The organism is Shinella sp. S4-D37, from assembly GCF_040812195.1.
GTDB lineage: Bacteria > Pseudomonadota > Alphaproteobacteria > Rhizobiales > Rhizobiaceae > Shinella.
In genome coordinates, this window is sequence record NZ_JBFNXL010000005.1 from 2,294,745 (window position 1) to 2,319,259 (window position 24,515).

The 24,515-nt window shown below is 67.1% G+C and carries 20 protein-coding genes; 8 read left to right on the top strand and 12 right to left on the bottom strand.

The window, feature by feature from the left end; genetic code table 11:
- The first annotated feature begins 14 nt into the window (after positions 1 to 14).
- Together AB3G45_RS18685 and AB3G45_RS18690 are read left to right on the top strand one after the other, a co-directional pair.
- Entirely contained in the window at positions 15 to 1,301 is a 1,287-nt protein-coding gene (locus tag AB3G45_RS18685) for a class I SAM-dependent methyltransferase (protein ID WP_367831958.1), read from the top strand.
- 187 nt (positions 1,302 to 1,488) lie between these two features.
- Positions 1,489 to 2,988 (top strand): replicative DNA helicase, encoded by a 1,500-nt coding sequence (locus tag AB3G45_RS18690; protein WP_367831959.1) that lies wholly within the window; start codon positions 1,489 to 1,491, stop codon positions 2,986 to 2,988.
- 72 nt (positions 2,989 to 3,060) lie between these two features.
- Here the strand turns inward: AB3G45_RS18690 and AB3G45_RS18695 are convergent, their stop codons facing one another.
- The gene (locus AB3G45_RS18695) at positions 3,061 to 3,660 is read right to left on the bottom strand and encodes a hypothetical protein (RefSeq protein ID WP_367831960.1); all 600 of its coding nucleotides are present in this window, start codon (positions 3,658 to 3,660) and stop codon (positions 3,061 to 3,063) included.
- 107 nt (positions 3,661 to 3,767) lie between these two features.
- On the opposite strand from AB3G45_RS18695, the gene alr reads away from it, so the two are divergent.
- The 5 genes from alr (at position 3,768) to AB3G45_RS18720 (ending at position 9,565) form a co-directional block, all read left to right on the top strand.
- Positions 3,768 to 4,937, top strand: coding sequence for an alanine racemase (alr, locus tag AB3G45_RS18700; protein ID WP_367831961.1), 1,170 nt, complete (start codon positions 3,768 to 3,770; stop codon positions 4,935 to 4,937).
- A 57-nt stretch (positions 4,938 to 4,994) separates the two neighbouring features.
- Positions 4,995 to 6,398 (top strand): DNA repair protein RadA, encoded by a 1,404-nt coding sequence (gene radA / locus AB3G45_RS18705; RefSeq protein ID WP_367831962.1) that lies wholly within the window; start codon positions 4,995 to 4,997, stop codon positions 6,396 to 6,398.
- Positions 6,399 to 6,528: 130 nt separating this feature from the next.
- Positions 6,529 to 7,137 (top strand): CvpA family protein, encoded by a 609-nt coding sequence (locus AB3G45_RS18710; protein ID WP_367831963.1) that lies wholly within the window; start codon positions 6,529 to 6,531, stop codon positions 7,135 to 7,137.
- 182 nt (positions 7,138 to 7,319) lie between these two features.
- Positions 7,320 to 8,813, top strand: coding sequence for an amidophosphoribosyltransferase (gene purF / locus AB3G45_RS18715; protein WP_367831964.1), 1,494 nt, complete (start codon positions 7,320 to 7,322; stop codon positions 8,811 to 8,813).
- A gap of 11 nt (positions 8,814 to 8,824) precedes the next feature.
- Entirely contained in the window at positions 8,825 to 9,565 is a 741-nt protein-coding gene (locus AB3G45_RS18720) for an SDR family NAD(P)-dependent oxidoreductase (RefSeq protein ID WP_367831965.1), read from the top strand.
- Positions 9,566 to 9,735: 170 nt separating this feature from the next.
- Here AB3G45_RS18720 and AB3G45_RS18725 read toward each other — a convergent pair whose 3' ends face one another.
- From AB3G45_RS18725 to AB3G45_RS18755, 7 genes are all read right to left on the bottom strand, one after another.
- Positions 9,736 to 10,773: an HlyD family secretion protein gene (locus tag AB3G45_RS18725; protein ID WP_367831966.1), complete on the bottom strand. Its 1,038-nt coding sequence runs from the start codon at positions 10,771 to 10,773 to the stop codon at positions 9,736 to 9,738.
- A gap of 5 nt (positions 10,774 to 10,778) precedes the next feature.
- Positions 10,779 to 12,353, bottom strand: a complete 1,575-nt coding sequence (locus AB3G45_RS18730) for an MFS transporter (protein ID WP_367833622.1) — start codon at positions 12,351 to 12,353, stop codon at positions 10,779 to 10,781.
- 107 nt (positions 12,354 to 12,460) lie between these two features.
- The gene (locus AB3G45_RS18735; protein WP_367831967.1) at positions 12,461 to 12,916 is read right to left on the bottom strand and encodes a MarR family winged helix-turn-helix transcriptional regulator; all 456 of its coding nucleotides are present in this window, start codon (positions 12,914 to 12,916) and stop codon (positions 12,461 to 12,463) included.
- Positions 12,917 to 13,149: 233 nt separating this feature from the next.
- Complete coding sequence (gene pssA / locus AB3G45_RS18740) at positions 13,150 to 14,001, bottom strand: CDP-diacylglycerol--serine O-phosphatidyltransferase (protein ID WP_367831968.1); 852 nt, start codon at positions 13,999 to 14,001, stop codon at positions 13,150 to 13,152.
- Positions 14,002 to 14,087: 86 nt separating this feature from the next.
- Positions 14,088 to 14,786: a phosphatidylserine decarboxylase gene (locus AB3G45_RS18745; protein WP_367831969.1), complete on the bottom strand. Its 699-nt coding sequence runs from the start codon at positions 14,784 to 14,786 to the stop codon at positions 14,088 to 14,090.
- Positions 14,787 to 14,946: 160 nt separating this feature from the next.
- The gene (locus AB3G45_RS18750) at positions 14,947 to 16,842 is read right to left on the bottom strand and encodes an ABC transporter ATP-binding protein/permease (RefSeq protein ID WP_367831970.1); all 1,896 of its coding nucleotides are present in this window, start codon (positions 16,840 to 16,842) and stop codon (positions 14,947 to 14,949) included.
- 181 nt (positions 16,843 to 17,023) lie between these two features.
- A complete protein-coding gene (locus tag AB3G45_RS18755) occupies positions 17,024 to 19,402 on the bottom strand; it encodes a LysM peptidoglycan-binding domain-containing protein (RefSeq protein WP_367831971.1) in 2,379 nt (792 codons plus the stop codon).
- A 159-nt stretch (positions 19,403 to 19,561) separates the two neighbouring features.
- Between AB3G45_RS18755 and AB3G45_RS18760 the strand changes: the two genes are divergently transcribed.
- Entirely contained in the window at positions 19,562 to 20,182 is a 621-nt protein-coding gene (locus AB3G45_RS18760; protein WP_367831972.1) for a TIGR00730 family Rossman fold protein, read from the top strand.
- A gap of 136 nt (positions 20,183 to 20,318) precedes the next feature.
- Here AB3G45_RS18760 and rarD read toward each other — a convergent pair whose 3' ends face one another.
- The 4 genes from rarD to AB3G45_RS18780 form a co-directional block, all read right to left on the bottom strand.
- Positions 20,319 to 21,263 carry an EamA family transporter RarD gene (rarD, locus tag AB3G45_RS18765; RefSeq protein WP_367831973.1) on the bottom strand — a complete coding sequence of 315 codons (945 nt, stop codon included), beginning with the start codon at positions 21,261 to 21,263 and terminating at the stop codon, positions 20,319 to 20,321.
- A 110-nt stretch (positions 21,264 to 21,373) separates the two neighbouring features.
- The gene (gene cimA, locus AB3G45_RS18770) at positions 21,374 to 22,990 is read right to left on the bottom strand and encodes a citramalate synthase (protein WP_367831974.1); all 1,617 of its coding nucleotides are present in this window, start codon (positions 22,988 to 22,990) and stop codon (positions 21,374 to 21,376) included.
- Positions 22,991 to 23,051: 61 nt separating this feature from the next.
- Positions 23,052 to 24,011 (bottom strand): prolyl aminopeptidase, encoded by a 960-nt coding sequence (gene pip / locus AB3G45_RS18775; protein WP_367831975.1) that lies wholly within the window; start codon positions 24,009 to 24,011, stop codon positions 23,052 to 23,054.
- Positions 24,008 to 24,490: a GFA family protein gene (locus AB3G45_RS18780; RefSeq protein WP_367831976.1), complete on the bottom strand. Its 483-nt coding sequence runs from the start codon at positions 24,488 to 24,490 to the stop codon at positions 24,008 to 24,010. Before AB3G45_RS18780 ends, pip begins: the two co-directional genes overlap by 4 nt.
- Positions 24,491 to 24,515: the final 25 nt, after the last annotated feature.

The window sequence follows — 24,515 nt, forward strand, 5'->3', positions numbered from 1 at the left end:
ACGGAGTTTAGCGAATGAAATTCCTTGTGCAGACACTCGTTTCCCGCCTCGTCGAGACCGGGAACCTCAAGATCACCTATCCCGACGGAACCAGCCAGACCTTCGGCGACGGCACCGGCAATCCCGTCCACCTGCGCCTCAACACGAAGAAGGCCCTCTGGGGGATCGCCATCGACCCCGCCTACTATCTCGGCCATCACTACGGCACCGGAGATATCGACATCGTCGAGGGCGACATGTACGGCCTGCTCAGGGCCGTCTTCACCGGCAATCCCGATTTCAAGTACTACGACAGCCGCTGGAACCGCCTGCTCGAGCGGGTGCGCTATCTCTTCCGCTGGGCGCGCGAGAAGAACAGCATCGTGCGCGCCCGCCGCAACGTCCAGCACCACTACGACCTGACGGGCACACTCTACGATCTCTTCCTCGACCAGGACCGGCAATATTCCTGCGCCTATTTCGAACGGCCGGACCAGACGCTCGACGAGGCGCAGCTTGCCAAGAAGCGGCACATCGCGGCCAAGCTCAACATTATCAGGCCGGGCCAGAGCGTGCTCGACATCGGCAGCGGCTGGGGCGGCATGGCGCTCTACCTCGCCCGCCAGCTCGGCGCCCGGGTGACGGGCGTCACCCTCTCCGACGAGCAGCACGCGCTCTCGGAGAAGCGGGCCGTCGAGGCCGGATTGACGGAGGAGGTCAAGTTCCTGCTGCAGGACTATCGCAATGTCGAGGGTCCATTCGACCGGATCGTCTCCGTCGGCATGTTCGAGCATGTCGGCCGGCCGAACTACCCGACCTTCTTCAAGAAGAGCGCATCGCTGCTGAAGCAGGATGGCGTGATGCTGCTGCACACGATCGGGCGCACCGACCAGCCTTCGGCCAACAACCCGTTCATCGAGAAGTACATTTTTCCGGGCGGCTACATCCCGGCCCTTTCCGAGGTGATGCAGGCGGTGGAAAAGAGCGGCCTTGCCGTGACGGACGTGGAGATCCTGCGCCTGCACTATGCCGAGACGCTGCGCCACTGGCGCGAGCGCTTCATGGCCCGGCGCGACGAGGCCAGGGCACTTTACGACGAAAGGTTCTGCCGGATCTGGGAGTTCTACCTCGCCGCCTCCGAAAGCGCCTTCCGCTGGCAGAACCTCGTCGTCTTCCAGCTCCAGATGGCGCATGACCAGCGGGCCGTGCCGCTGACGCGCGACTATATCGGGCGCGGCGAGGACTGCCTCAAGGCGCATGAAGACAACCCGAAGGGCGAGCGCCGCGGCGCGCGGCAGTTCCCGCAGGAGGCCTCGCTCTGAGATTCGCAGGTGCTGTCAACCGAAAGCGGGCAGGCCCGGCGCGATCCGGGCCTGCCGTGTCCCGGGCGCCTGTGGAAAAGTCTAACACCGGGCCTAAAACGAAGGCGGCGGCGGAACCGCTTGACCCATGGGCGGAAAGGTCCGAAACCACCGGGCTTCATGAAACGGCTACGGGAGATTCGGGACGATGAACGACGCCGCGCGCAAGCTCAGCCAGGCCGGTCGCGACACGACCGAACTGCACCACCGTGAAGCCCCGAACAACGTCGAGGCGGAACAGGCCCTGCTCGGCGCGATCCTCGTCAACAACGACGCCTATTACCGTGTCTCGGACTTCCTGAAGCCGATGCATTTCAACGAGCCGCTGCACCGCAAGATCTACGAGCTTGCCGGCGACACGATCCGCATGGGCAAGATCGCCACGACGATCACGCTGAAGACCCACCTGCCCTCGGACGGCAAGGTCGGCGACCTCACGATCCCGCAATATCTGGCGCGCCTTGCCGCCGAGGCGGTGACGATCATCAACGCGGAAGACTACGGCCGCGCCATCTACGACCTGGCGCTGCGCCGCTCGCTGATCAATATCGGCGAGGACATGGTCAACATCGCCTATGACGCGCCGCTCGACATGCCGCCGCAGAGCCAGATCGAGGATGCCGAACGGCGGCTCTTCGAACTGGCCGAGACCGGCCGCTACGACGGCGGCTTCCAGTCGTTCAACGACGCGGTGGCGCTGGCGATCGACATGGCCGGCGCCGCCTTCGAGCGCGACGGCTCGCTGTCGGGCATTTCCACCGGCATCCATTCGCTCGACGCGCGCATGGGCGGCCTGCAGCGCTCGGACTTGATCGTGCTCGCCGGACGCCCCGGCATGGGCAAGACCTCGCTTGCCACCAACATCGCCTACAACATCGCCGCCTCCTACGAGCCGGAAGTGCAGGCGGACGGCTCCTTCAAGGCGAAGAACGGCGGCGTCGTCGGCTTCTACTCGCTCGAAATGTCCTCCGAGCAGCTCGCCACCCGCATCATCTCCGAGCAGACGGAAGTCTCCTCGTCGAAGATCCGCCGCGGCGACATTTCCGAGGCCGATTTCGAAAAGCTCGTCGCCTGCAGCCAGATGATGCAGAAGGTGCCGCTCTATATCGACCAGACCGGCGGCATCTCGATCGCCCAGCTTTCCGCCCGCGCGCGCCGTTTGAAGCGCCAGCGCGGCCTCGATTGCCTCGTGGTGGACTATATCCAGCTGATGACCGGCTCGGGCAAATCGAGCGACAACCGCGTGCAGGAGATCACCCAGATCACGACGGGCCTGAAGGCGCTCGGCAAGGAACTGAACGTGCCGATCATCGCGCTCTCCCAGCTTTCCCGCCAGGTGGAAAGCCGCGAGGACAAGCGCCCCCAGCTCTCCGACCTTCGCGAATCGGGCTCGATCGAGCAGGACGCCGACGTGGTGCTCTTCGTGTTCCGCGAGGAATACTACGTGAAGAACCTCGAGCCGCGCGACGAGTTCGACCCGAAATACGAGGAATGGAAGATGAAGTTAGAGGCCGTGAAGGGCACGGCCGACGTCATCATCGCCAAGCAGCGCCACGGCCCCACCGGCACGGTCAAGCTCGCCTTCCAGTCGGAATACACCCGCTTCACCGACCTCGCCGACCCGTCCTTCACCCAGTACGAGCACTGACGGGCGGTAGCACGAGTCGAGCAATGCCCCTTTTGCCCTGCCGGGCAGAGGGAAGTGTTTTCCAACGTCCCCTCACTTCCTCCCGAAGGCCGGCGCCTTGCAGATGTCGGCCACGATGGCGAGCGCGCGCCGGCCGCGCGCCTTCTGCTCCTCGTCCGTCATCGACAGGTCGAGCCTGTCCGAACAGGTCTCGTCCGAGGCGTTCCTGCCGGAGAGCGACAGACGGCTCGTGCAGTAGAGCCCCACGCCGGTCAGCACGACCTGCTCGGCTTCGGGCGAATAGAGCGGGACGGGATTGATCTCCGCGATCATGTCGTCGGCCGAGGCATAGGCGGCAACGGAGGCGACGCGGCCGAGATCGACGAGGCCGAGCGTCAATGTCGCCCATTGCCCGGGAAACTGCAGGGCGGAGGTCGTGCGGGCGCGGCACGGCGCGGCCGAAACCTCCAGCCGCGTCACCAGCCGCGGCGCATCGGGATTGTCGACGATCGAATAGTAGATGTCCGCGCCCGCCTCGCGCACCGGCTCGCCGCCGCCCTGGGCAAGGCCGAGCAGGACCGCATGGGCCTCGCGCAGGGCGGCGTCCCCCGGCGCATCCTGCGCGGCCGCCGGCCCCCAGGAAGCCGCGGCGAGCGCTGCCGCCCACAAGGTCTTTCGTCTCCGCAGCCGCATGTCCCTCCCCGCTTTTGCGCGTTGCACCATAGAGGCCGCCCCTCCCGGCGGCAATGCGGCGGGCGGCCGTATTGCCGCCATGGTCCACAGGCTGTATTTCAGGAGCCATGAGCACGCACCATACGCCCCCCCGCGCCACCCTGCCCGTCGCCGGCGAGGACCATGCCCGCCTGACCGTCGAGCTTTCCGCGCTGGCCGACAACTGGCGGGCCATGGCGCGGCGCTCGGGCGCCGCCCGCACGGCCGCGGTGCTGAAGGCCGACGCCTACGGCATCGGGCTGGAGCCGGCGGCAAGGACCTTCCACCTGGCGGGCGCACGCGATTTCTTCGTCGCCACGCCCGCGGAGGGCGCGGTGCTGCGGGCCACGCTGCCGGATGCCCGCATCTACGTGCTGTCGGGGATGTGGGCCGGCTCCGAGCGGCTGTTCTTCGAATTCGACCTCGTGCCCGTCATCGCCTCGGAAGAGCAGCTCGCCGTCTTCATGGCCGCGGTCTCCGACGGCAGCGACCACCCCTGCGTGCTGCATGTCGATACGGGCATGAGCCGGCTCGGCCTGCGCGTCGAGGATGCGCTGGCGCTGGCCGGCGACGTGGCGCGGCCGGCGAGCTTCTCGCCGATCATGCTGCTCAGCCACCTCGCCTGCGCCGACGCCCCGAAACATCCGCTCAACCGCCAGCAGCTCCAGCGCTTCCGCACCGTCGTCGACGCCTTCGACGGCATCGACGCGACGCTCGCCAATTCGGCCGGCATCTTCCTCGGCGAGGACTATCACTTCACCCTCACCCGCCCCGGCATCTCGCTCTATGGCGGAGCGGCCGTCAACGACGTGCCGAACCCGATGAAGCCCGTCGTCACCGCCGAGGCGCGCATCCTGCAGGTGCGCGAGGCGAAGGCCGGCGAGAGCGTCAGCTACGGCGCCTCGACCGTCCTTGCCCGCGACAGCCGCATCGCGGTCGCCGCCGTCGGCTATGCGGACGGCTACATGCGCGCGCTTTCCGGCTCCGGCGTGCCGCTGCGCACGGCGCACATCCCGGGCGCAAGCGGCGTGCTGCACGGCCGCACGGTGCCGCTCATCGGCCGCGTCACCATGGACCTCACCCATTTCGACGTGACGGACCTGCCGGCGGGCAGCGTCAGGGCCGGCGACTTCATCGAGCTCTTCGGCCGCAACATGCCCATTCAGGATGTCGCCCGCGCCGGCGGCACCATCGACTACGAGCTCCTGACCAGCCTCGGCAGCCGCTATGAGCGGCGCTACGAGGCGGCGAAAAAATAGGACACGTTCCCCTTTTGTGCTAGGGACTTCCGGAGCGATTCCGGAAAGCGAGATTTTATGGCGAAAGCCCGCACCCAATTTGTCTGCCAGAACTGCGGCACCGCGCATTCCCGCTGGGTCGGAAAATGCGAGGGCTGCGGCGAGTGGAACACCGTGGTCGAGGAGGACCCGATGGGCGGCATCGGCTCCGGCCCCGGCAAGGTGCCGAAGAAGGGCCGGCCGGTCGCGCTGACCGCGCTTTCGGGCGAGATCGAGGAGGCGCCGCGCATCCACACCGGCATCGGCGAGCTCGACCGGGCGACCGGCGGCGGCTTCGTGCGCGGCTCGGCGGTGCTGATCGGCGGCGATCCCGGCATCGGCAAGTCGACGCTGCTGATGCAGGCGGCCGCCGCCCTCTCCCGCCGCGGCCACCGCATCGTCTATGTCTCGGGCGAAGAGGCCGTCGCGCAGGTGCGCCTGCGTGCCCAGCGCCTGCAGGCCGCCGAGACCGACGTGCTGCTCGCCGCCGAGACCAATGTCGAGGACATCCTCGCCACCGTCGGCGAAGGCCGGCGGCCGGACCTCGTCATCATCGATTCGATCCAGACGCTGTGGAGCGACACGGCGGAAGCCGCGCCCGGCACGGTGACGCAGGTGCGCACCGGCGTGCAGGCGATGATCCGCTTCGCCAAGCAGACGGGCGCCGCCATGGTGCTGGTCGGCCATGTCACCAAGGACGGCCAGATCGCCGGTCCCCGCGTCGTCGAGCACATGGTCGATGCCGTGCTCTATTTCGAGGGCGACCGCGGCCACCACTACCGCATCCTGCGCACGGTGAAGAACCGCTTCGGGCCGACGGACGAGATCGGCGTCTTCGAAATGTCCGACAAGGGGCTTCGCGAAGTCTCCAACCCGTCGGAACTCTTCCTCGGCGAGCGCAATGCGAAATCGCCGGGCGCCGCGGTCTTCGCCGGCATGGAGGGCACGCGGCCCGTTCTCGTCGAGGTTCAGGCGCTGGTCGCCCCCACCTCGCTCGGCACACCGCGCCGCGCCATCGTCGGCTGGGATTCGGCGCGGCTCTCGATGATCCTCGCGGTGCTTGAAGCCCATTGCGGCGTCCGCCTCGGGCAGCACGACGTCTACCTCAATGTCGCGGGCGGTTATCGCATCACGGAACCGGCGGCGGACCTTGCGGTCGCCTCGGCGCTGGTTTCCTCGCTCGCCGGTCTTGCCCTTCCCGCCGATTGCGTCTATTTCGGCGAAGTCAGCCTGTCGGGCGCCATTCGCCCGGTGGCGCACACCGCCCAGCGCCTCAAGGAGGCGGAAAAGCTGGGGTTTTCGCAGGCCGTCCTGCCCGCCGGTTCCGTCGATCTGCCCAAGGGCAATGGCGGCCGCTGGAGCGAGATCGACAGCCTTCCGGATCTGGTGGCGCGCATTGCCGGATCGAAGGCGGCTCTGAAACGGGACGACGAGGACGTTTGACGGCAAAGGCCTGTGGGAAACATCGGCCGCCGGCGTGCCGGACTGAGACGGCGAAGACGCCTTCCGCTAAGGTGCCCCCGCCTGAACGAGGCGGGGCCCGGCGACATTTCGGGTTTGGAGTAGGACGAACATGCCCATCACAATTCTCGACGGTATCGTCATCGGCGTCGCGCTGTTCTCCGCCGTACTGGCGATGGTGCGCGGCTTTTCGCGCGAGGTGCTCTCCGTCGCAAGCTGGGTGGGTGCCGCGGCCGCCGCCTATTTCCTCTATCCGGTCCTCCTGCCCTATGCGAAGGACTATACGACGAGCGACACGGTCGCCATGGTGGGTTCCGCCGCCGCCGTCTTCCTCGTCGCGCTCATCGTGATCTCCTTCATCACCATGCGGATTGCCGATTTCATCATCGACAGCCGCATCGGCGCGCTGGACCGCACGTTCGGCTTCCTGTTCGGCGCGGCGCGCGGCATCCTGCTCGTCGTCGTCGCCATGCTGTTCTTCAACTGGCTGGTCGCCCCGCAGCAGCAGCCTTCCTGGGTCACCACGGCGAAATCCAAGCCGCTGCTCGACAATCTCGGCTCGCGCCTCGTGGCGCTGCTGCCGGAAGACGCTGATGCGACGATCCTCGACCGCCTGCGCGGCAAGCCCGCCGAGGGCGAAGGCGCCACGGAGGACCCGGACGGCGCCACCGGCGGCACGAACCAGGCGCCCGCCGAAGAGACGCCCGCCACGAACGGATGATGAGACGAGGAGAGCCCGCCGCTCGCGAGAAATGACGAAGGCGGGCTTTCTGATTTTCTGGTAGTATAGACCATCGCCACTGACGCTTCCGGGCCTCGGTGGCAAATGCTTCCGGCGATACCCATATGGGCGACGAAAGACCCCCGCGCAACCTCCAAGGTCCCGAGCAAAGGCTTGCAGCAATGAGCGATTTCCTGTTTCCCGGCCGCCACGACGACGATCTCGACGGCGATACGCTTCACGAAGAATGCGGCGTCTTCGGCATTCTCGGCCATCCGGAAGCCGCCACGCTGACCGCGCTCGGCCTGCACGCGCTGCAGCACCGCGGCCAGGAGGCCGCCGGCATCGTCTCCTTCGACGGCAAGCAGTTCCATACGGAAAAGCATATGGGCCTCGTCGGCGACCACTATACGAACCCGGTGACGCTCGCAAAGCTGCCCGGCAACATGGCGATCGGCCACACGCGCTATTCCACGACCGGGGAAGTGGCGCTGCGCAACGTGCAGCCGCTTTTTGCGGAACTGGAGGTCGGCGGCATCGCCGTCGCCCATAACGGCAATTTCACCAACGGCATGACGCTGCGCCGGCAGATCATCGCCGGCGGCGCCATCTGTCAGTCGACCTCGGACACCGAAGTGGTGCTCCACCTCATCGCCCGCTCGCGCTACACCTCCACGACCGACCGCTTCATCGACGCGATCCGCCAGATGGAAGGCGGCTATTCGATGCTCGGCATCACCCGCACGAAGCTCATCGCCGCGCGCGACCCCACGGGCATCCGCCCGCTCGTCATGGGCGAACTCGACGGCAAGCCCATCTTCGCCTCGGAAACCTGCGCGCTCGACATCATCGGCGCGAAATACATCCGTGATGTCGAGAACGGCGAGATCGTCGTCTGCGAGATCCAGCCGGACGGCTCGATCACCATCGAAGCGAAGAAATCGGGCAATGCGCAGCCCGAACGCCTCTGCCTCTTCGAATATGTCTATTTCGCCCGTCCCGATTCCGTCGTCGGCGGCCGCTCGGTCTATGTCGCGCGCAAGAACATGGGCATGAACCTCGCCAAGGAGCACCCGGTCAAGGGCGATGTCGTCGTGCCGGTGCCGGACGGCGGCACGCCCGCCGCGCTCGGCTATGCGCAGCAGAGCGGAATCCCGTTCGAATACGGCATCATCCGCAACCACTATGTCGGGCGCACCTTCATCGAGCCGACGCAGCAGATCCGCGCCTTCGGCGTCAAGCTGAAGCATTCCGCCAACCGCGCGATGATCGACGGCAAGCGCGTCATCCTCGTCGACGATTCGATCGTGCGCGGCACGACCTCGCTGAAGATCGTGCAGATGATCCGCGATGCGGGCGCCAAGGAAGTGCATATCCGCGTCGCCAGCCCGATGATCTTCTACCCCGATTTCTACGGCATCGACACGCCGGATCGCGACAAGCTGCTCGCCAACCAGTACAACGACGTCAAGGCGATGGCGAAGTATATCGGGGCCGATTCGCTGGAGTTCATTTCCATCGACGGGCTCTACCGCGCGGTCGGCGGCGAGGACCGCAACCCGGCCCGCCCGCAGTTCACGGACCACTACTTCACCGGCGACTATCCGACGCGCCTCCTTGACAAGGAAGGCGAGACGATGGGACGGAAGGTCTCGGTTCTGGCAAGCAACGGATAATTGAAGACATTATGAGCATCGACCTGAAAGGCCGCCTCGCGCTGGTCACCGGCGCGTCGCGCGGCATCGGCTATTTCACCGCCCTCGAACTCGCAAAGGCCGGCGCGCATGTCATCGCCTGCGCCCGCACGGTCGGCGGCCTGGAGGAACTGGACGATGCGATCAAGGCGCTCGGCGGTTCGGCGACGCTGGTGCCCTTCGACCTTGCCGACATGGCGGCGATCGACAAGCTCGGCGGCTCGATCTTCGAGCGCTGGGGCAAGCTCGACATCTTCGTGGCGAACGCCGGCGTGCTCGGCACGATCTCGCCGATCGGCCATATCGAGGCGAAGGTGTTCGACAAGGTGATGACGATCAACGTCACCGCCACCTGGCGCCTCATCCGCTCGCTCGAGCCGCTGCTCCTGAAGTCGGATGCCGGCCGCGCCGTCATCCTCTCCTCCAGCGCCGCGCACAAGTGCAAGCCCTTCTGGGGCCCCTACTCGGCCTCCAAGGCCGCCGTGGAGGCGCTGGCGCGCACCTGGGCCGGCGAGACGCAGCGCACGGCGCTGCGCATCACCTCGCTCGACCCCGGCGCCACCCGCACCGCCATGCGCGCCCAGGCGATCCCCGGCGAGGACCCCTCGACGCTGCAGCACCCCTCGGAGGTGGCGAAGGTCGTCCTGTCGCTGGTGGCGCCTGACTATGCCGAGACGGGGAAGTTGTTCGACATGCGGCAGGGGCGCCTGCTGGATTATCGCCTGCCGGAGTGAATCGGTCACGTTGAGCGTGGCGCGTGGATCCTCGGGTCAAGCCCGAGGATGACGGAGGGTGGAGTGGAGGTTTTCGGATAAGCCGTTGACGTTGTTCGGCCGCTTCCTCTCCTCCGTCATCCTCGGGCTTGACCCGAGGATCCACGCCACACCCGCAAACAGCGGCGCCCCTACTCTCCCACAACCGTCCTCACCACCACCGAAAGCCCCGGCGCAAGGTGCTTCGCGAGCTCCTGCCCCGCGTCGATGGCGATGCGCACCGGCACGCGCTGGGCGATCTTGGTGAAGTTGCCGGTGGCGTTGTCGGGCTTGATCACGCTGAACTCCGAGCCGGCGGCGGGTGAGAAGCGCTCGACATGGCCGGTCAGCACCGCGTGCTTCAGCGCATCGACGCTGACCTCGACCTTCTGGCCGGGCTTGATATAGGCAAGCTGCGTCTCCTTGAAATTGGCAATCACCCAGGTGTCGTGCGGCACGACGGCCATGAGCTGCGTGCCGGCGGCGACATACTGGCCGAGCTTGACGCCCACCTCGCCCACCGCGCCGTCACGCGGGGCGGTGATGACGGTGTTGGAAAGGTCGATCCTGGCAAGCTCCACCGAAGCCTCCGCGCCCGCCACCGCCGCGCGCAGGGAATCGCGGCCGACGATGATCGTCTGCAGGTCCTGGCGGTAGACTTCGAGATTGGCCTGCGCCTGCGCGATGGCGGCCTCGGCCTGGTCGAGCGTGGTGCGGCTCTGCTCGCGGTCGCTCTGGGTGGCGATGCCCTTGTCCGACAGTTCCTCGATGCGGTTCCAGTTCTCCTCCGCCCGGCGCTTGGCGAAGGTCGCGCTGTCGAGCGCCGCCTCGCTGGCGCCGATGCGGGCTTTTGCGGCGTTCTCCTGCTGCTCGGAATTGGCGAGCGCCGCCTTCTGGCTGGCGAGCGTGGCCTTGGCCTGCTCGACCTTCTGGCGGAAGATGCGGTCGTCGAGCCGCGCGAGCACCGCGCCGGCCCTGACCGTCTCGTAGTCCTTGACGGACACCTCGGTGACATAGCCGGCGAGCTGCGGGCTGATCAGCGTCACGTAGCCGCGCACATAGGCGTTGTCCGTCGTCTGGACGTCGCTGGCAAACGGCGGAAGCTGCCAGGCGTAGAGCACGGCGCCGATGCCGGTCACGCCGAGGGCAAGGGCGAGCGCGGTGGCGGTGTTGCGGATGTAAGTCTTCATTTCGGTCAACCTTCAACGGCCGCCGGCCCGTCCTTGCGGGCGCCGGCCTCTCTGATACGGACGGAGAGCATGTGGATGGCGAGCGCCACGGCGGCGGCGACGGCGAGCAGCGCGATGACGAGGAAGGCGTCGTTGTGGGCGAGCACATTGGCCTCCTGCGTCACCTGCTGGCCAAGCAGCGCGACGCCCTCCGCCTTCAGCACGGCCGGATCGGTGATCGTGCGGCCATAGGCGGCGGAAAGCTGAGCCACGCGGCCGGCGATGAGCGGATCGGCGAGCGTCATCGCCTCGGCGAGGATGTTCGAGTGGAACTTTTCGCGCAGCGTGATGAAGGAGACGAAGAGCGCCGAGCCGGCAAGCCCGCCGAGGCTCTGCGTCACCAGGAAGACGACGATGAAGCTGAGGATGTATTGCGGCCCCTTGCGCAGCGCCAGCGTGAAGCCGGAGGCGATGGCCGGCGGCAGGAACAGGCTGCCGCCCGCCGCGATCATCGCCTGGCTGAGATACATCTGCTCCGGCCGCGTCAGGTTCGTCGCCCGGCTGTCGAGGAAGGCGCCGACGCCGATCAAAAGCAGCGCCGCCATATGGAGAGCCGGCTCGCGGCCGGGCTTCAGGATGGCGGCGCAGACGAGACCGCCGGCCGCGGTGGCGAGCGCGACCCAGCCGTAGAGCCCGGCGAGCTGGTCGTTCTGCAGGCCGGTGATCTGAAAGAAATTGCCGGCGACGGCGGTCTGTTCGGCCAGCATCAGCCGGAACAGCACCAGCACGGCGGCAAAGTGCAGGATCTCCCGGCTGAACAGCCAGCGAAGGTCGATCAGCGGCTTCTCCCGGTTGAGCTCGATGACGGCGGCGGCGGTGAGCGTGCCCACCATGACGACGAGCAGCTCGCCGATCCAGGGCGCTTCCAGCCACCAATATTGCCGGCCGAGCACGAGCACGGCGGCGCCCGAGCCGAAACCGACGGCGATGAGGAGATAGCTGACGATATCGAGCTTCTCGATGACCTTTACCCGCGGCGGCGGCGCCAGGGGCAGGAGGTAGATCGCCGCGAAGGAGAGCATAGCGAGCGCCAACTCGAAATGCAGCAGCGCCCGGACGCCGCCGATATCGATGAGCGCCGGCGAGACGAGCCGGGTGAGCGGGGCGGCAAGGCCGATATTGGTCAGCGCCAGCGAGATGCCGATCGTCAGCTTGCGCGCCGGGCTGAAGGCCTCCAGCATGTAGAGGAAGCCGAGCGAGGAGAGCGGCGCGGCCGCGATGCCGGCGAAGAAGCGCAGCACGAGGGCCGATTGCAGGTCCGTGATGAAGATATGCGCCACCGACACGAGGAGGAAGACGGCGATGCCGAGTTCGGCGAAGGGGCGCAGGCCATACTGGTTGCGGATCTTGATGAGCGCCAGCGAAAGCGAGGCGTTCGGCGCCATGTAGGCGGCCATCAGCCAGGTCGCCTCCGCGGCGGTGGCGCCGAAAGGGCCCTGCAACTGCGGGATATTGGCGGCCACGAGGTTCAGGCCAAAACCCTGCGTCATGGCAAGCAGGGTGGACGCGACCATGTAGGCGGCGGCGCGCGGCGGGGCCATCGGCGGCGGCGGGGGCGGAGCGGCCGGCAGGCCGCCGGCCGGCGCCACCGCCCCGGACCGCGGCGGCTCGCCCTCCCCTTCGCGCCCGCCGGAAGCGGGAACGTTGCTCATGCCTCGACGCTCTCCCGACAGCTCTTGGCGATATTGTCGGACATGGCGGCGAAGACCTTGACGGTGGTCGACATGTCGCCCACCGATATGCTCTTCAGGACGTCGGCGCGCAGCGAGCGGGCAAGGTCCAGCACCTCCTCGGCGACCCTGGCGCCGTGCGGCGTCATGGCGACCTGCTTGGCGCGGCGATCGCCCTCCACCGACTGGCGCTCGATGAACCCCTGCTTCTCCATGCCGTCGAGCAGGCGCACGAGCGTCGGCGTCTCGATGTCGAGTTCGTCGGCGAGTTCCCGCTGGTTGAGATTGACGCCGCGGCCGAGGATCAGGAGCGCGCGGGCGCGCGGCAGCGTCAGCCCCCGCTCCTTCACCCGGGCATCGAACAGGGCGCGCATCTTGCGCTGCACGCGGGACAGGTCGTCGAGGATACGCTCGCGCGGATCGGATGTGCTCATCTCGGTAGCCCAAATACAATTAGCTTGCTATCTATTTGACTGCTGGATAATCGACCTGCAACAAAAAATCAAGCCCCGCCCGCGCTGTGCGGACAGGGCCTGTCAAAGGTTCAAGCGGATGAGATGGCGGGCTAGAGCAATTTCAGCAAAAGTGCGCAGCGGTTTTGCGTCCGAAATTGCGTTAAAACAAAAAGATAGAGCGTTTTCGCGATTCGAAGAAAAGCGGAAACGCTCTAATGCCCGTCGGGCTCCTCGGGGAACTCGCTGGCGCCGGGCGTTACCGGCGCCGTCCAGCCGCCGTACTTGCGCTGCCAGGAGCGGGCGCCGAACGGCAGGGTCGCGAGATAGGCGACGACCGTCACCACCATGGTCTCCCAGGTGAAGCTCATCAAGGTGGCGACATAGAGCACGACGAGCAGGATGGCCGGCAGAACGAGGTCGCGGCGGATGCGGCTGCCTTCCGACTTGCCCGACCAGACCGGCAGGCGGCTGACCAGCAGGAAGCCGATCAGCACGGTATAGCCGGAGGCGAGGTAGGCGAAGAGCGGGCTCGGCGCCAGGCCGAGAAAGCCGAGATAGATCGGCAGCAGCACCAGCATGGCGCCGGCCGGCGCCGGCACGCCGACGAAATATTCCGATTGCCACTTCGCCTTGGTCTCGCGCTCGGCCATGACGTTGAAGCGTGCGAGGCGCAGGCCGGCGGCGATGGCGTAGATCAGCGCCGCGATCCAGCCGAAGGAGCGCGCCTGGTCGAGGATGAAGACGTAGAGCACCAGCGCGGGCGCCACGCCGAAATTGACGATGTCGGCCAGCGAATCCATCTGCCCGCCGAATTTCGAGGTGGCCTTCAGCAGGCGCGCGATGCGCCCGTCGATGCCGTCGAGGAAGGCGGCGAGCAGCACCATGCCGACCGCAAGCTCGTAGCGGTTCTCGAAGGCGAGCCTGATGCCCGTGAGGCCCGCGCAAATGGCGAGCACCGTGATGAGGTTCGGGATGATGATGCGCAGCGGGATTTCCCGCAGGCGCGGGCCGCGCGCCTCGTCGTTCGGTCCATTCGGCTCATAGGGCGGAAAGGGTGTATCCATCGCGTTTCGCTTCGCTGTTTTCAGGCTGTAGGCAGTGGAAGATAGTTTCTCGAACCCTACTGCCTACTGCCTATCTCCTCGTTTCCTCATCCCCTGCGGCTGATGACCGGCCCCTTGGCCGAACCGAATTCCGCCAGCACCGTCTCGCCGGCGATCGCCGTCTGGCCGACGCTGACGCGCGGCTGCACGCCCTCGGGCAGGAAGACGTCGAGGCGCGAGCCGAAGCGGATGAGGCCGAACCGCTCGCCGGCCTCCAGGCTGTCGTTCATGTTGGTCCAGCACAGGATGCGGCGCGCCACGAGACCGGCGATCTGCACGACGCCGATGGGCCCGTGCGCGCTCTCGATGACGAGGCCGTTGCGCTCGTTCTCCTGGCTCGCCTTGTCGAGGTCGGCATTGAGGAACTTTCCCGCGCGATAGGCGACGCGCGCAACGCGGCCGCGCATCGGCGCGCGGTTCACATGGCAGTTGAAGACGTTCATGAAGACCGAGATGCGCATCATCGGCTGGTCGCCGAGTTCCAGTTCGGCCGGCGGCGTCACCATGGCGACGGCCGAGACGCGGCCGTCGGCCGGGCTGATCACGAGATCGTCATCCTGCGGCGTCAGGCGCTCGGGATCGCGGAAGAAATAGGCGCACCAGGCCGTCAGCACGAAACCGATCCACATCAGCGGTTCCCAGGCCAGGCCGAGCAGCAGCGAGGCGACGAAGAAGCCGGCCACGAACTTCCAGCCCTCCCGATGGATCGGCACCAGGGTGCTGCGTATCGTATCGACCAAACTCATCTTCCGACATCTCCTGATGATTTCACGCCATCGACCTAGCGTGAAATGGCGATGGGGGCAATGTTTTAGGCGGTAGGCGGTAGGCGGTAGGAATTCGGGGGAAGGGAAGCGGGGCAGCCGCGCCGTCCTTCCCTAATGCCTATTGCCTACTGCCGAATTCCTATTCCGCTGCCGGCGCGCCGCGCACGATGACGCCGAGCTCGTCGCTCTCGCGCACCTGCTTCAGCCGCTCCTCGGCCTGCACGGCCTCGCGCTGGCGGTTCCACATCGAGGCGTAGAGGCCGTCCTCGCGCTGCATCAGTTCGCCATGGGTGCCGCGCTCGGCGATGCCGCCGTCCTTCAGCACGATGATCTCGTCCGCCGAAATGACGGTGGAGAGGCGGTGGGCGATGACGAGCGTGGTGCGGTTCTTCGAAACGACGTCGAGCGCCGCCTGGATCTCCTGCTCCGTGCGGGTATCGAGCGCCGAGGTCGCCTCGTCGAGAATGAGGATCGGCGGGCTTTTCAGGATCGTGCGGGCGATGGCGACGCGCTGCTTCTCGCCGCCGGAAAGCTTCAGCCCGCGCTCGCCCACCATCGCCCGGAACCCGTCCGGCAGGTGGCGGATGAAGGGGCCGATCTGCGCGGCCTCGGCGGCCGCCGCCACCTCCGCGTCGCTTGCGCCCGGCCGGCCGTAGCGGATGTTGTAGGCGATGGTGTCGTTGAACAGCACGGTATCCTGCGGCACCATGCCGATCACCGCGCGCAGGCTCTTCTGCGTGACGTTGCGCACATCCTGCCCGTCGATGGTGATCGCGCCCTGCTGCACGTCGTAGAAGCGGTAGAGCAGCCGGGAGAGCGTCGATTTGCCCACGCCGGAAGGGCCGACGACGGCGACGGTCTTGCCGGCCGGCACCTCGAAGGAGATGCCCTTGAGGATCGGCCGGGCCGGATCGTAGGAAAAATGCACGTCCTTGAAGGCGATCGCGCCGTCGGCGACGACGAGGTCGGCGGCGCCCGGCCTGTCCTTGACCTCCTCCTCCACTTCCAGCAGCTCGAACATATGCTCGATATCCGTCAGGCCCTGGCGGATCTCGCGGTAGACGAAGCCGATGAAATTGAGCGGGATGGCGAGCTGGATCAGCATGGCGTTGATGAAGACGAAGTCGCCGATCGTCTGCTCGCCGCGCTGCACGGCAAGCGCCGACATTCCCATCATGACCGCCATGCCGACGCCGAAGATCAGCGCCTGGCCGAAGTTCAGCCAGCCGAGCGACGTCCAGACCTGGGTGGCCGCCTTTTCGTAGCGCTCCATCGACTGGTCGAAGCGGCGCGCCTCCATCGCCTCGTTGCCGAAATATTTCACCGTCTCGAAGTTGAGCAGCGAATCGATCGCCTTGGTGTTGGCCTCGGTGTCGCTGTCGTTCATCGCGCGGCGGATGGAGATGCGCCAGTCGCTCGCGCGCACGGTGAACCAGATGTAGAGCCAGACGGTGACGGCGGTCACGAGAAGGTATTGCAGCCCGTAGCCCCACCAGAAGATGGCGGCGGTGAGCAGGAACTCGATGAAGGTCGGCACGCTGTTGAGGATCGTGAAGCGCACGATCGTCTCGATGCCCTTGGTGCCGCGCTCGATGACGCGCGAAAGGCCGCCGGTGCGCCGCTCCAGGTGGAAGCGCAGCGACAGGCGGTGCAGGTGCACGAAGGTGCGGTAGGCGAGCTGGCGCACGGCATATTGCCCGACGCTGGCAAAGAGCGCGTCGCGCAACTGGTTGAGCCCGGCCTGCAGGATGCGCGCGCCGTTATAGGCGAAGACCAGCATGACGGCGCCGAGCAGGAAGGCCGGCAGCAGCGCGACGGCATCCGCCTTGCCGTTCAGCGCATCCGTCGCCCATTTGAAGAAATAGGGCACCAGCAGCAGCACGATCTTGGAGGCGAGCAGGAAGACCGAGGCCCAGACGACGCGCATCTTCAGGTCCGGCCGGTCGGAAGGCCACATATAGGGCCAGAGGTTCACCAGCGTTTGGAGGAGATTGCCGCTGTCGGCCGAAACCGTCTTCTTCGTCGTCGTTGCCACGCTGGCCTCCGCCGGGTCGCCGTCGCGTTCCCGTCTTCGTTTCGTCCCGGACCTGCCGAATGAAAATGCGGCGCCCGGTGGGGCGCCGCATGGGGGAGATAGGTCCTTGCCGGCCGCTTCGCAACAGCCGGCCGGAAATTGTCCTTGCGCAATTCCGGCAAGGCCGCCGGAACCCGCCGGGTCAATCGCCGCGAACGTGCTTGCGGTGCAGTTCTTCCGCCTCCGCATCGCTTTCCAGCGTCTTGTCCGGCACGCCGAAGACCTGGCCGGGAATGATGCGGTCGGGATCGGTGATCTGGTCCTCGTTGGCGAGGTAGATCGTCGTGTAGCGCACGCCCTTGCCGTAGATGCGGCGGGAGATCTGCCAGAGCGTGTCGCCGCGGCGGATGATCACCGAGGTCTTGCTCTCCTGCAGCGGCGCCTGCTCCACCGTCTCCGGCTCCCCGGCGACCACCCCGCCGCCCGTCGCGGCCGCTTCGCCCGAGGCGGCTGTACCGCCCTCGCTGCCGGTCGCGGCTGCGGTTTCGCCAGCCGTCGTCGTTTCCTCCGCCGGGCTTGCGGCCTCGGCGACCGGCGTGCCGGCCTCCTCTTGCGTGCCGCTCGCCACCGCATTGGCGGCCGCGGTCAGCGAGGGCATGCCCTCGAGCGCCGCGAGCGCCTGCTGGTAGGCCTCCTTGCCGGCGCCGGCCGGAACCGCGGCAAGGCGGTCGAGCGCGGTCGAGGCCCAGCCCTTCAGCCTGGCGATCGCCGCCGCCGCGTCCGCGGCCGCGTCGGCCGGCGGCGTGAAGCCGGTGACGGCCTTGAGGGCGCCTTCGAGCGCGGTGCGGGCGGTCTGGATCTCCGCCGTCGTCGCGTTGCGGCCGTCGGAAAATAGCGCCACGAACTGCTGCCGGAGCGCGGTCGCCTGGCCGGCCAGCGCCTCGATGGAACTGTCCACGGCGGCCGAAGCGCTACCCGCCACGGCCTGCGCCGTCTCGATGGCCGGCGCCAGCGCGTCGGCGACGGCGGTCTCGATCGCGCCGAGGGCTTCGCCGACGGCGGCGCTGTCCTTCGGCAGCGCCTGGAGGCGGGCGAGCGCCGAGGCGGCGGCGGCCGAGACCTTGGCAGCCATGGCGCGGGCGGCCTCGCCCTCTTCCGGGCCGGGCTTGAATTCCGACAGCGACTTCAGCGCGATCTCCGTCGCGGAACGGGCAGCCGCCAGTTCCTCGACGGTCGGGGTGCGGCCGTCGGCATAGAGCCCCTTCAGCAGCGCCAGCGCCTTGTCGGCCTCGGCGCGCAGCTTGTCGAAGGTGCCGCCGCCGATGAGGCCGAGCGCCGGGCTGGTATCGCCCGTGGCGTTCTCCTGCGCGACCACGGCGACCTGCTCGCCCTCCGGCCGGTCGAAGGGAACGGAGGCGCGGAACTCGACCTTGCCGCCATCCGGGCTCATCACGTCGGCGCGCACGGTGTGGCGGCCGACCGAAAGATCGATCGTGCCGTCGGCCACGTAGCGGCCCTCGTCGTCGGCCTTCGCCTCGCCGACGAGCTTGTCGTCGGCATAGATGCGCACCAGCGCGCCGGGCCGGGCCGTGCCGGCGATGAACATGCGCTCGCCTTCCAGCTCGACGGCCGAAACGCGCGCCTGGGGCCTGGCCGCCGTTTCCGTCGCCGTGCTGGCGGCATCGCTTGCGGTCTCCGTCGCCGTGGCGGCGGCCGTGGAGGTCTCGGTGGCGGCCTCCGTCGTTTCGCTCGCGGCGGGCTTGTCGTCCGCAACGGCCGCGGCCGCGCCGGTGTCCGTGGCAGCGGCCGTATCCGTGGCCGCGGCGGTTTCGCCGGCCGGCTGGTCGATCGTCTTTTCCGCCGCGGCGGTGGCCTCGCCGGCCGCCTTTTCCGCGGTCTCCGGCACCGTGATCAGGCGGCTCGCCTCGCCGGGCTTCGAGACCATGGCGAGCAGTTCGCCGCCGGTATCCTTCGGCACGGAGACGGTCGCCACCTCCTCCGAGGTCTTCGAGGCGCCCTTGTCGTCCGTCGTGTTCAAGGTGAGCTGGTAGTCGCCGGCCGCGAGCGGCTGGTCGAAGACGGCAGCGAAATCGCCGGAGGGGCCGATATCGGCCGTCGCGACGACGGTCTCGCCGTTCCTGATCTCAAGCTTGGTGTTCGGCTCGCCGCGGCCGGCGATCACCGTGGAACCGTCCGGCTCGACGCGCAGGACGTCGAAGGCCGGCGTCACCCAGCCGGCGGCCGGATCGGCCGGCGTCGTCTCCGCCTTGGCGACCTCCTCGGTGGCTGTCGCCGCCGTGCCCGCCGTTGCATCGGCCGGTTTGTCGCCTCCCGCGGCGGCCTGCGTATCGGTCGCCGTCTCGCCCGTTGCCGCCTCGCCGGTCCCCGTCGTCGGACGGGCCTGCTTGCCGCCGGCCGTCGTGGTCTCGCCACCGCCCTGCGTCGTCGTGTCGGTAAGGGTCGCGACCGGGGTTTCCGCCGGCTTGTCCTTGTTCATGTTGGGCAGCACGAAGAAAACCATGAGCAGCGTTGCCGCCGCCAGCACGATCAAGGCCACCAGACCGGTCTTGTTCTTCATCATCAACTCTCTCTCTGTCCCGGTTTCCCGGGGGTCCCCTCCTGAAATTGCTATCGATTCCCAATGGCCCGCACAAGGTTCCCGACACGTTCCGGGGCCGCCGCCCCGTGCTTTTTCGTCATTATCCTTGACGGGCAGCCGGCCGGGTGGCTGAATCCCGCCATGAGCGAACAAACATTGCCGATTCGATCCGTCTGCGTTTACTGCGGTTCCCAGCCGGGCCGCGAAACCGTCTATGTCGCCGCCGGGCGGCGCCTCGGCCAGGCGATGGCCGAAAACCATCTCCGCCTCGTCTACGGCGGCGGCACGAAGGGCATCATGGGGGCGGTGGCCAGCGGCGTGCTCTCGCATGGCGGCCGCGTCACCGGCATCATACCGCAATTCCTCGTGGATATGGAGGCCACCCGCCATTCGCTCGGCCAGCTCAGCGAACTCATCGTCACGCCGGACATGCACGAGCGCAAGCACAAGATGTTCGAGCGCGCCGACGCCTTCGTGGCGCTGCCGGGCGGCATCGGCACGCTGGAGGAGATCGTCGAGGTGATGACCTGGGCACAGCTCGGCCGCCACCGCAAGCCGATGGTCTTCGCCAATATCGGCGGTTTCTGGGATCCGATGCTGAAGCTCATCCGCCACATGGCCGACGAGGGCTTCATCCACACGGCCCATCTCGTCCAGCCGATGGTCATCGACGAGCCGGAAGAGATCGTCGCCGCGCTCGTCGGCCATTGGGCGGGCCAGGTCGACCGCGAGGGCGAAGCCGACATCATCGCCCGGCTCTAGAGTTCATCAGGGAAAAGTGGGAACCGGTTTTCCCGAAGAGACAAACGAAAACAAGGAAGCCCAGAGTCTGTCCGGTTCAGAATGAACCTGACGGACTCCAAGGCAATTCCCCGGAACAGTCCCTTCCCCGCCCCGTCTATTCCGCCGGCCTGAGTTCCGCCGCCGCGAGGCGCCGTGCCCGCGCCGTGCGCACCATGGAGCTGGAATAGAGGACGAGCGCGGCCCAGATGAAGGCGAAGGCGATGAGCTTCGTCGTGCCGAAGGGTTCGCCGAAGGCGAAGACGGCGATGAGGAAGATCATGGTCGGGGCGATATACTGCATGATGCCGATGGTGGACAGGCGCAGCAGTTTCGCGCCGTTGGCGTAGACCATCAGCGGAACGGCGGTGACGACGCCGCAGGCGAGCAGCCACAGCACGTCCGCAAGGCCGGTATCGCCGAAATGACCCTCACCGGACGATTCGAGCCAGAGGATGTAGCCGAGCGCCGGCACGCTCAGGAGCAGCACCTCCAGGAAGAAGCCCTGGTTGGGCCCGACCGGCAGCGTCTTGCGGAAGAAGGCGTAGAACCCCCAGGAGATGCAGAGGCTGAGGGACACCCAGGGCAGGCCGCCGGCGTCGAAGGCGAGGATCCCCACCGCCAGGGCGGCAAGCACGATGGCGAGGATCTGCACCCGGTCCAGCTTCTCCTTGAGGAGGACCGCGCCGAGGAAGATCGAGAAGAGCGGGTTGATATAGTAGCCGAGCGCCGTCTCGATCGCCCGGCCGGCGGCGATGGCCCAGACATAGATGCCCCAGTTGATGGTGATCAGCACCGCCGTCAGCGTCGCCATGGCGAGCATGCGCGGCGAGCGCAGCGCCACTTTGATGTCTGCGGTCCGGCCGAGCCAGATGAGCACCAGGCCGGCCAGCGGCACCGACCAGACGATGCGGTGCGCCACCACCTCGGCGGCGGGAATATGCGCGACGGCCTTCATGAAGAAGGGCAGGAACCCCCAGAGCACGTAGGCCGTCAAGGCGAAGGCGAAACCGCGGGGCGAATCGCCGGTCTGGGGGCCGCTGGTGTTTTTTGCGTCGGCCATGGTGTGGCATCCCGTCAATTTATGGATTTTCTGACGGGATACTCCAACAACCGTGAATGCACCAATTCATTCCGGTGAAGGGAGGATGAGCCGCGCTGAACCTTGTCCGCCTATTCCGCCGCCGCCCGGCCCGCCTCGCCGCGGTTCTTCAGGAGCTTGTAGACGATGGAATCCATCAGCGCCTGGAAGGAGGCGTCGATGATGTTGTCGGAGACGCCGACCGTCCACCAGCGCGCGCCCGTCGCATCGGTCGATTCGATCAGGACGCGGGTGATGGCCTCGGTGCCGCCGTTGAGGATGCGCACCTTGTAGTCCGCCAGTTCCAGATCGGCGATCTCGGCCTGGTACTTGCCGAGGTCCTTGCGCAGCGCAAGGTCGAGCGCGTTGACGGGGCCGTGCCCTTCCGCGACGGACATCATCGTCTCGCCGTCGACGATGACGCGCACGACGGCCTCCGACACGGTCTTGAGCTGGCCGTTGGCGTCGTAGCGGCGCTCCACCATCACGCGGAAGCTCTCGACGTGGAAGAAATCCGGCACCGTGCCGAGCGTGCGGTAGGCGAGCAACGCGAAGCTCGCATCCGCGCCCTCATAGGCATAGCCCGTCGCCTCGCGCTCCTTGACGATCTGGATGAGGCGGTCGAGCTTCGGATCGTCCTTGCCGACGGCGATGCCGCGCAGCTTCAGCGCATTGATGAAATTCGCCTTGCCGCCCTGGTCGGACACCATGACCTTGCGCAGGTTGCCGACGCTTTCCGGCGTCACATGCTCGTAGGTGCGCGGGTCCTTCAGGAGCGCCGAGGCGTGGATGCCGGCCTTGGTGGCGAAGGCGGAGGCGCCGACATAGGGCGCCTGATGGTCCGGCGAGCGGTTCAGGAGTTCGTCGAACGTATGCGCCAGCTTGGTAAGGCCGGTGAGGTCCTCGGTGTCGATGCCGATCGAAAAGCGCGTCGCATAGGTTTCCTTCAGCGCCAGCGTCGGGATGAGCGTCACGAGGTTGGCATTGCCGCAGCGCTCGCCGATGCCGTTCAGCGTGCCCTGAATCTGGCGCACGCCGGCCTCGACGGCGGCAAGCGAATTGGCGACGGCCTGCCCCGTGTCGTTGTGGGCGTGGATGCCGAGATTGTCGCCCGGCACGCCGGCGGCGATCACCGTCTTGACGATCGCCTGCACCTCGGAAGGCTGCGTGCCGCCATTGGTGTCGCACAGCACCACCCAGCGCGCGCCGGAGGCGAAGGCCGTGGCGGCACAGGCCAGCGCATAGTCGGGATTGGCCTTGTAGCCGTCGAAGAAATGCTCGCAGTCGACCATGGCCTCGCGGCCGGAGGCGACGACGGCCTTGACCGATTCGGCGATGCTCTCGATGTTCTCCGCGTTGGAACAGCCGAGCGCCACGCGCACATGATAGTCCCAGCTCTTGGCCACGAGACAGATCGCGTCGCTCTTCGAATCGAGAAGCGCGGCAAGGCCCGGATCGTTGGAGGCGGAAACGCCGGCGCGCTTCGTCATGCCGAAGGCGACGAATTTCGCGCGGCCGGTGCGCTTCTTCGTAAAGAAAGCCGTATCCGTCGGGTTGGCGCCGGGATAGCCGCCCTCGACATAATCCAGGCCGAACGCATCCAGCATGCCGGCAATGGCGATCTTGTCCTCGACGGAAAAGTCGATGCCGGGCGTCTGCTGGCCGTCGCGAAGCGTGGTGTCGAAAAGATGGATACGGTCTTTCTTCATCTGTTCCCTCCTGAGGGATGATACTTGCACGCAGAGGGGGTAAAAGCGGCAGGCACGGCGCCTACTCTTTCCCCGCGAACTTATCCGTCGCGTAGATCAGCCGGTCGAGGATGCCGGGCTCCGAATAGGCGTGGCCCGCCCCCTCGATGAGATAGAATTCCGCCTCGGGCCAGGCCTTGTGCAGCGCCCAGGCCTGCCTGGCCGGACACGGCATGTCGTAGCGCCCGTGCACGATGAGGCCGGGAATGCCCGTCAGCCTGTGCGCGTCGCGCAGGAGCTGCCCCTCGTCCATCCAGCCGCCATTGACGAAGAAGTGGTTCTCGATGCGGGCAAAGGCATGGGCGAACTCGTCCTCGCCGAACTTGTCGCTCGTCGAGGGTTCCGGCAAGAGCGTGATGGTCTCGCCCTCCCACAGGCTCCAGGCCCGGGCGGCGGCGATGCGCGTCGCCTTGTCGTCGCTCGTCAGGCGGCGGTGATAGGCATGCATCATCTCGCGGCGCTCTTCCGGCGGGATGGGCGCGATGAAGCGCTCCCACTTGTCGGGGAACATCTCCGAGACGCCGAACTGGTAGTACCAGTCGAGCTCGCCCTTCGTCAGCATGTAGATGCCGCGCACGACGAGTTCGGACACCCGTTCGGGATATTTTTCCGCATAGGCGAGCGCCAGCGTCGAGCCCCAGGAGCCGCCGAAGACCAGCCACGTCTCCGCCCCGGCCATCTCGCGCAGCCGCTCGATGTCGGAAACGAGGTGCCAGGTCGTGTTGGCCTCCAGCGCCGCATGCGGCGTGGACTTGCCGCAGCCGCGCTGGTCGAACAGCGTCACGTCGTAGAGCGCGGGGTCGAACAGGCGCCTATGGTCCGGCGAGAACCCGCCGCCGGGGCCGCCGTGCAGGAACACGGCCGGCTTGGCGCCGGGCGTGCCCGCGCGCTCCCAATAGATGCTGTGCCCATCGCCGACATCGAGATGGCCGGAGGCATAGGGTTCGATCTCGGGATAGAGGGTACGCAGGGTCTCGGTCATAGTTTCATTCCGTGGGCAGGCCAGTTTTCGGTTTCATGGTCGGGGTGCTGGAAGGAGATGATCTTCTCCTGATGGCTGTAGTAATCCGGGTCGTCATGGGCGGGCGCGGCGAAGATCTCCTCCACCCAGGGCAGGCGCGAGCCGTAGTTGACCTGGACCTGCGGGACGAGGTCGTCGCGCAGGTCGAAGGCGCCGATGGCGATCTCCAGCCCGCCGGGATGCTTGTAGGTGAGCGGCGTGCCGCACTGCCGGCAGAAGCCGCGGGCGATGTTGACCGAGGACTGGAAATAGGCCGGCTCCTCGCGCGGCCATTCCACCTCGCCCTTGGCCGTGACGAGCGGGCCGAAGAATCCGCCGAACTGCTTCTGGCACATGCGGCAATGGCAGATCGACGGGCGGCCGAGCCCGCCCCTGATGCGGAAACGCACGGCGCCGCACTGGCAGCCGCCGGTTCTTGTCTCTTCCTGTTCGACGCTCATGACGGCTCCTTCAACGGTAAGCGGG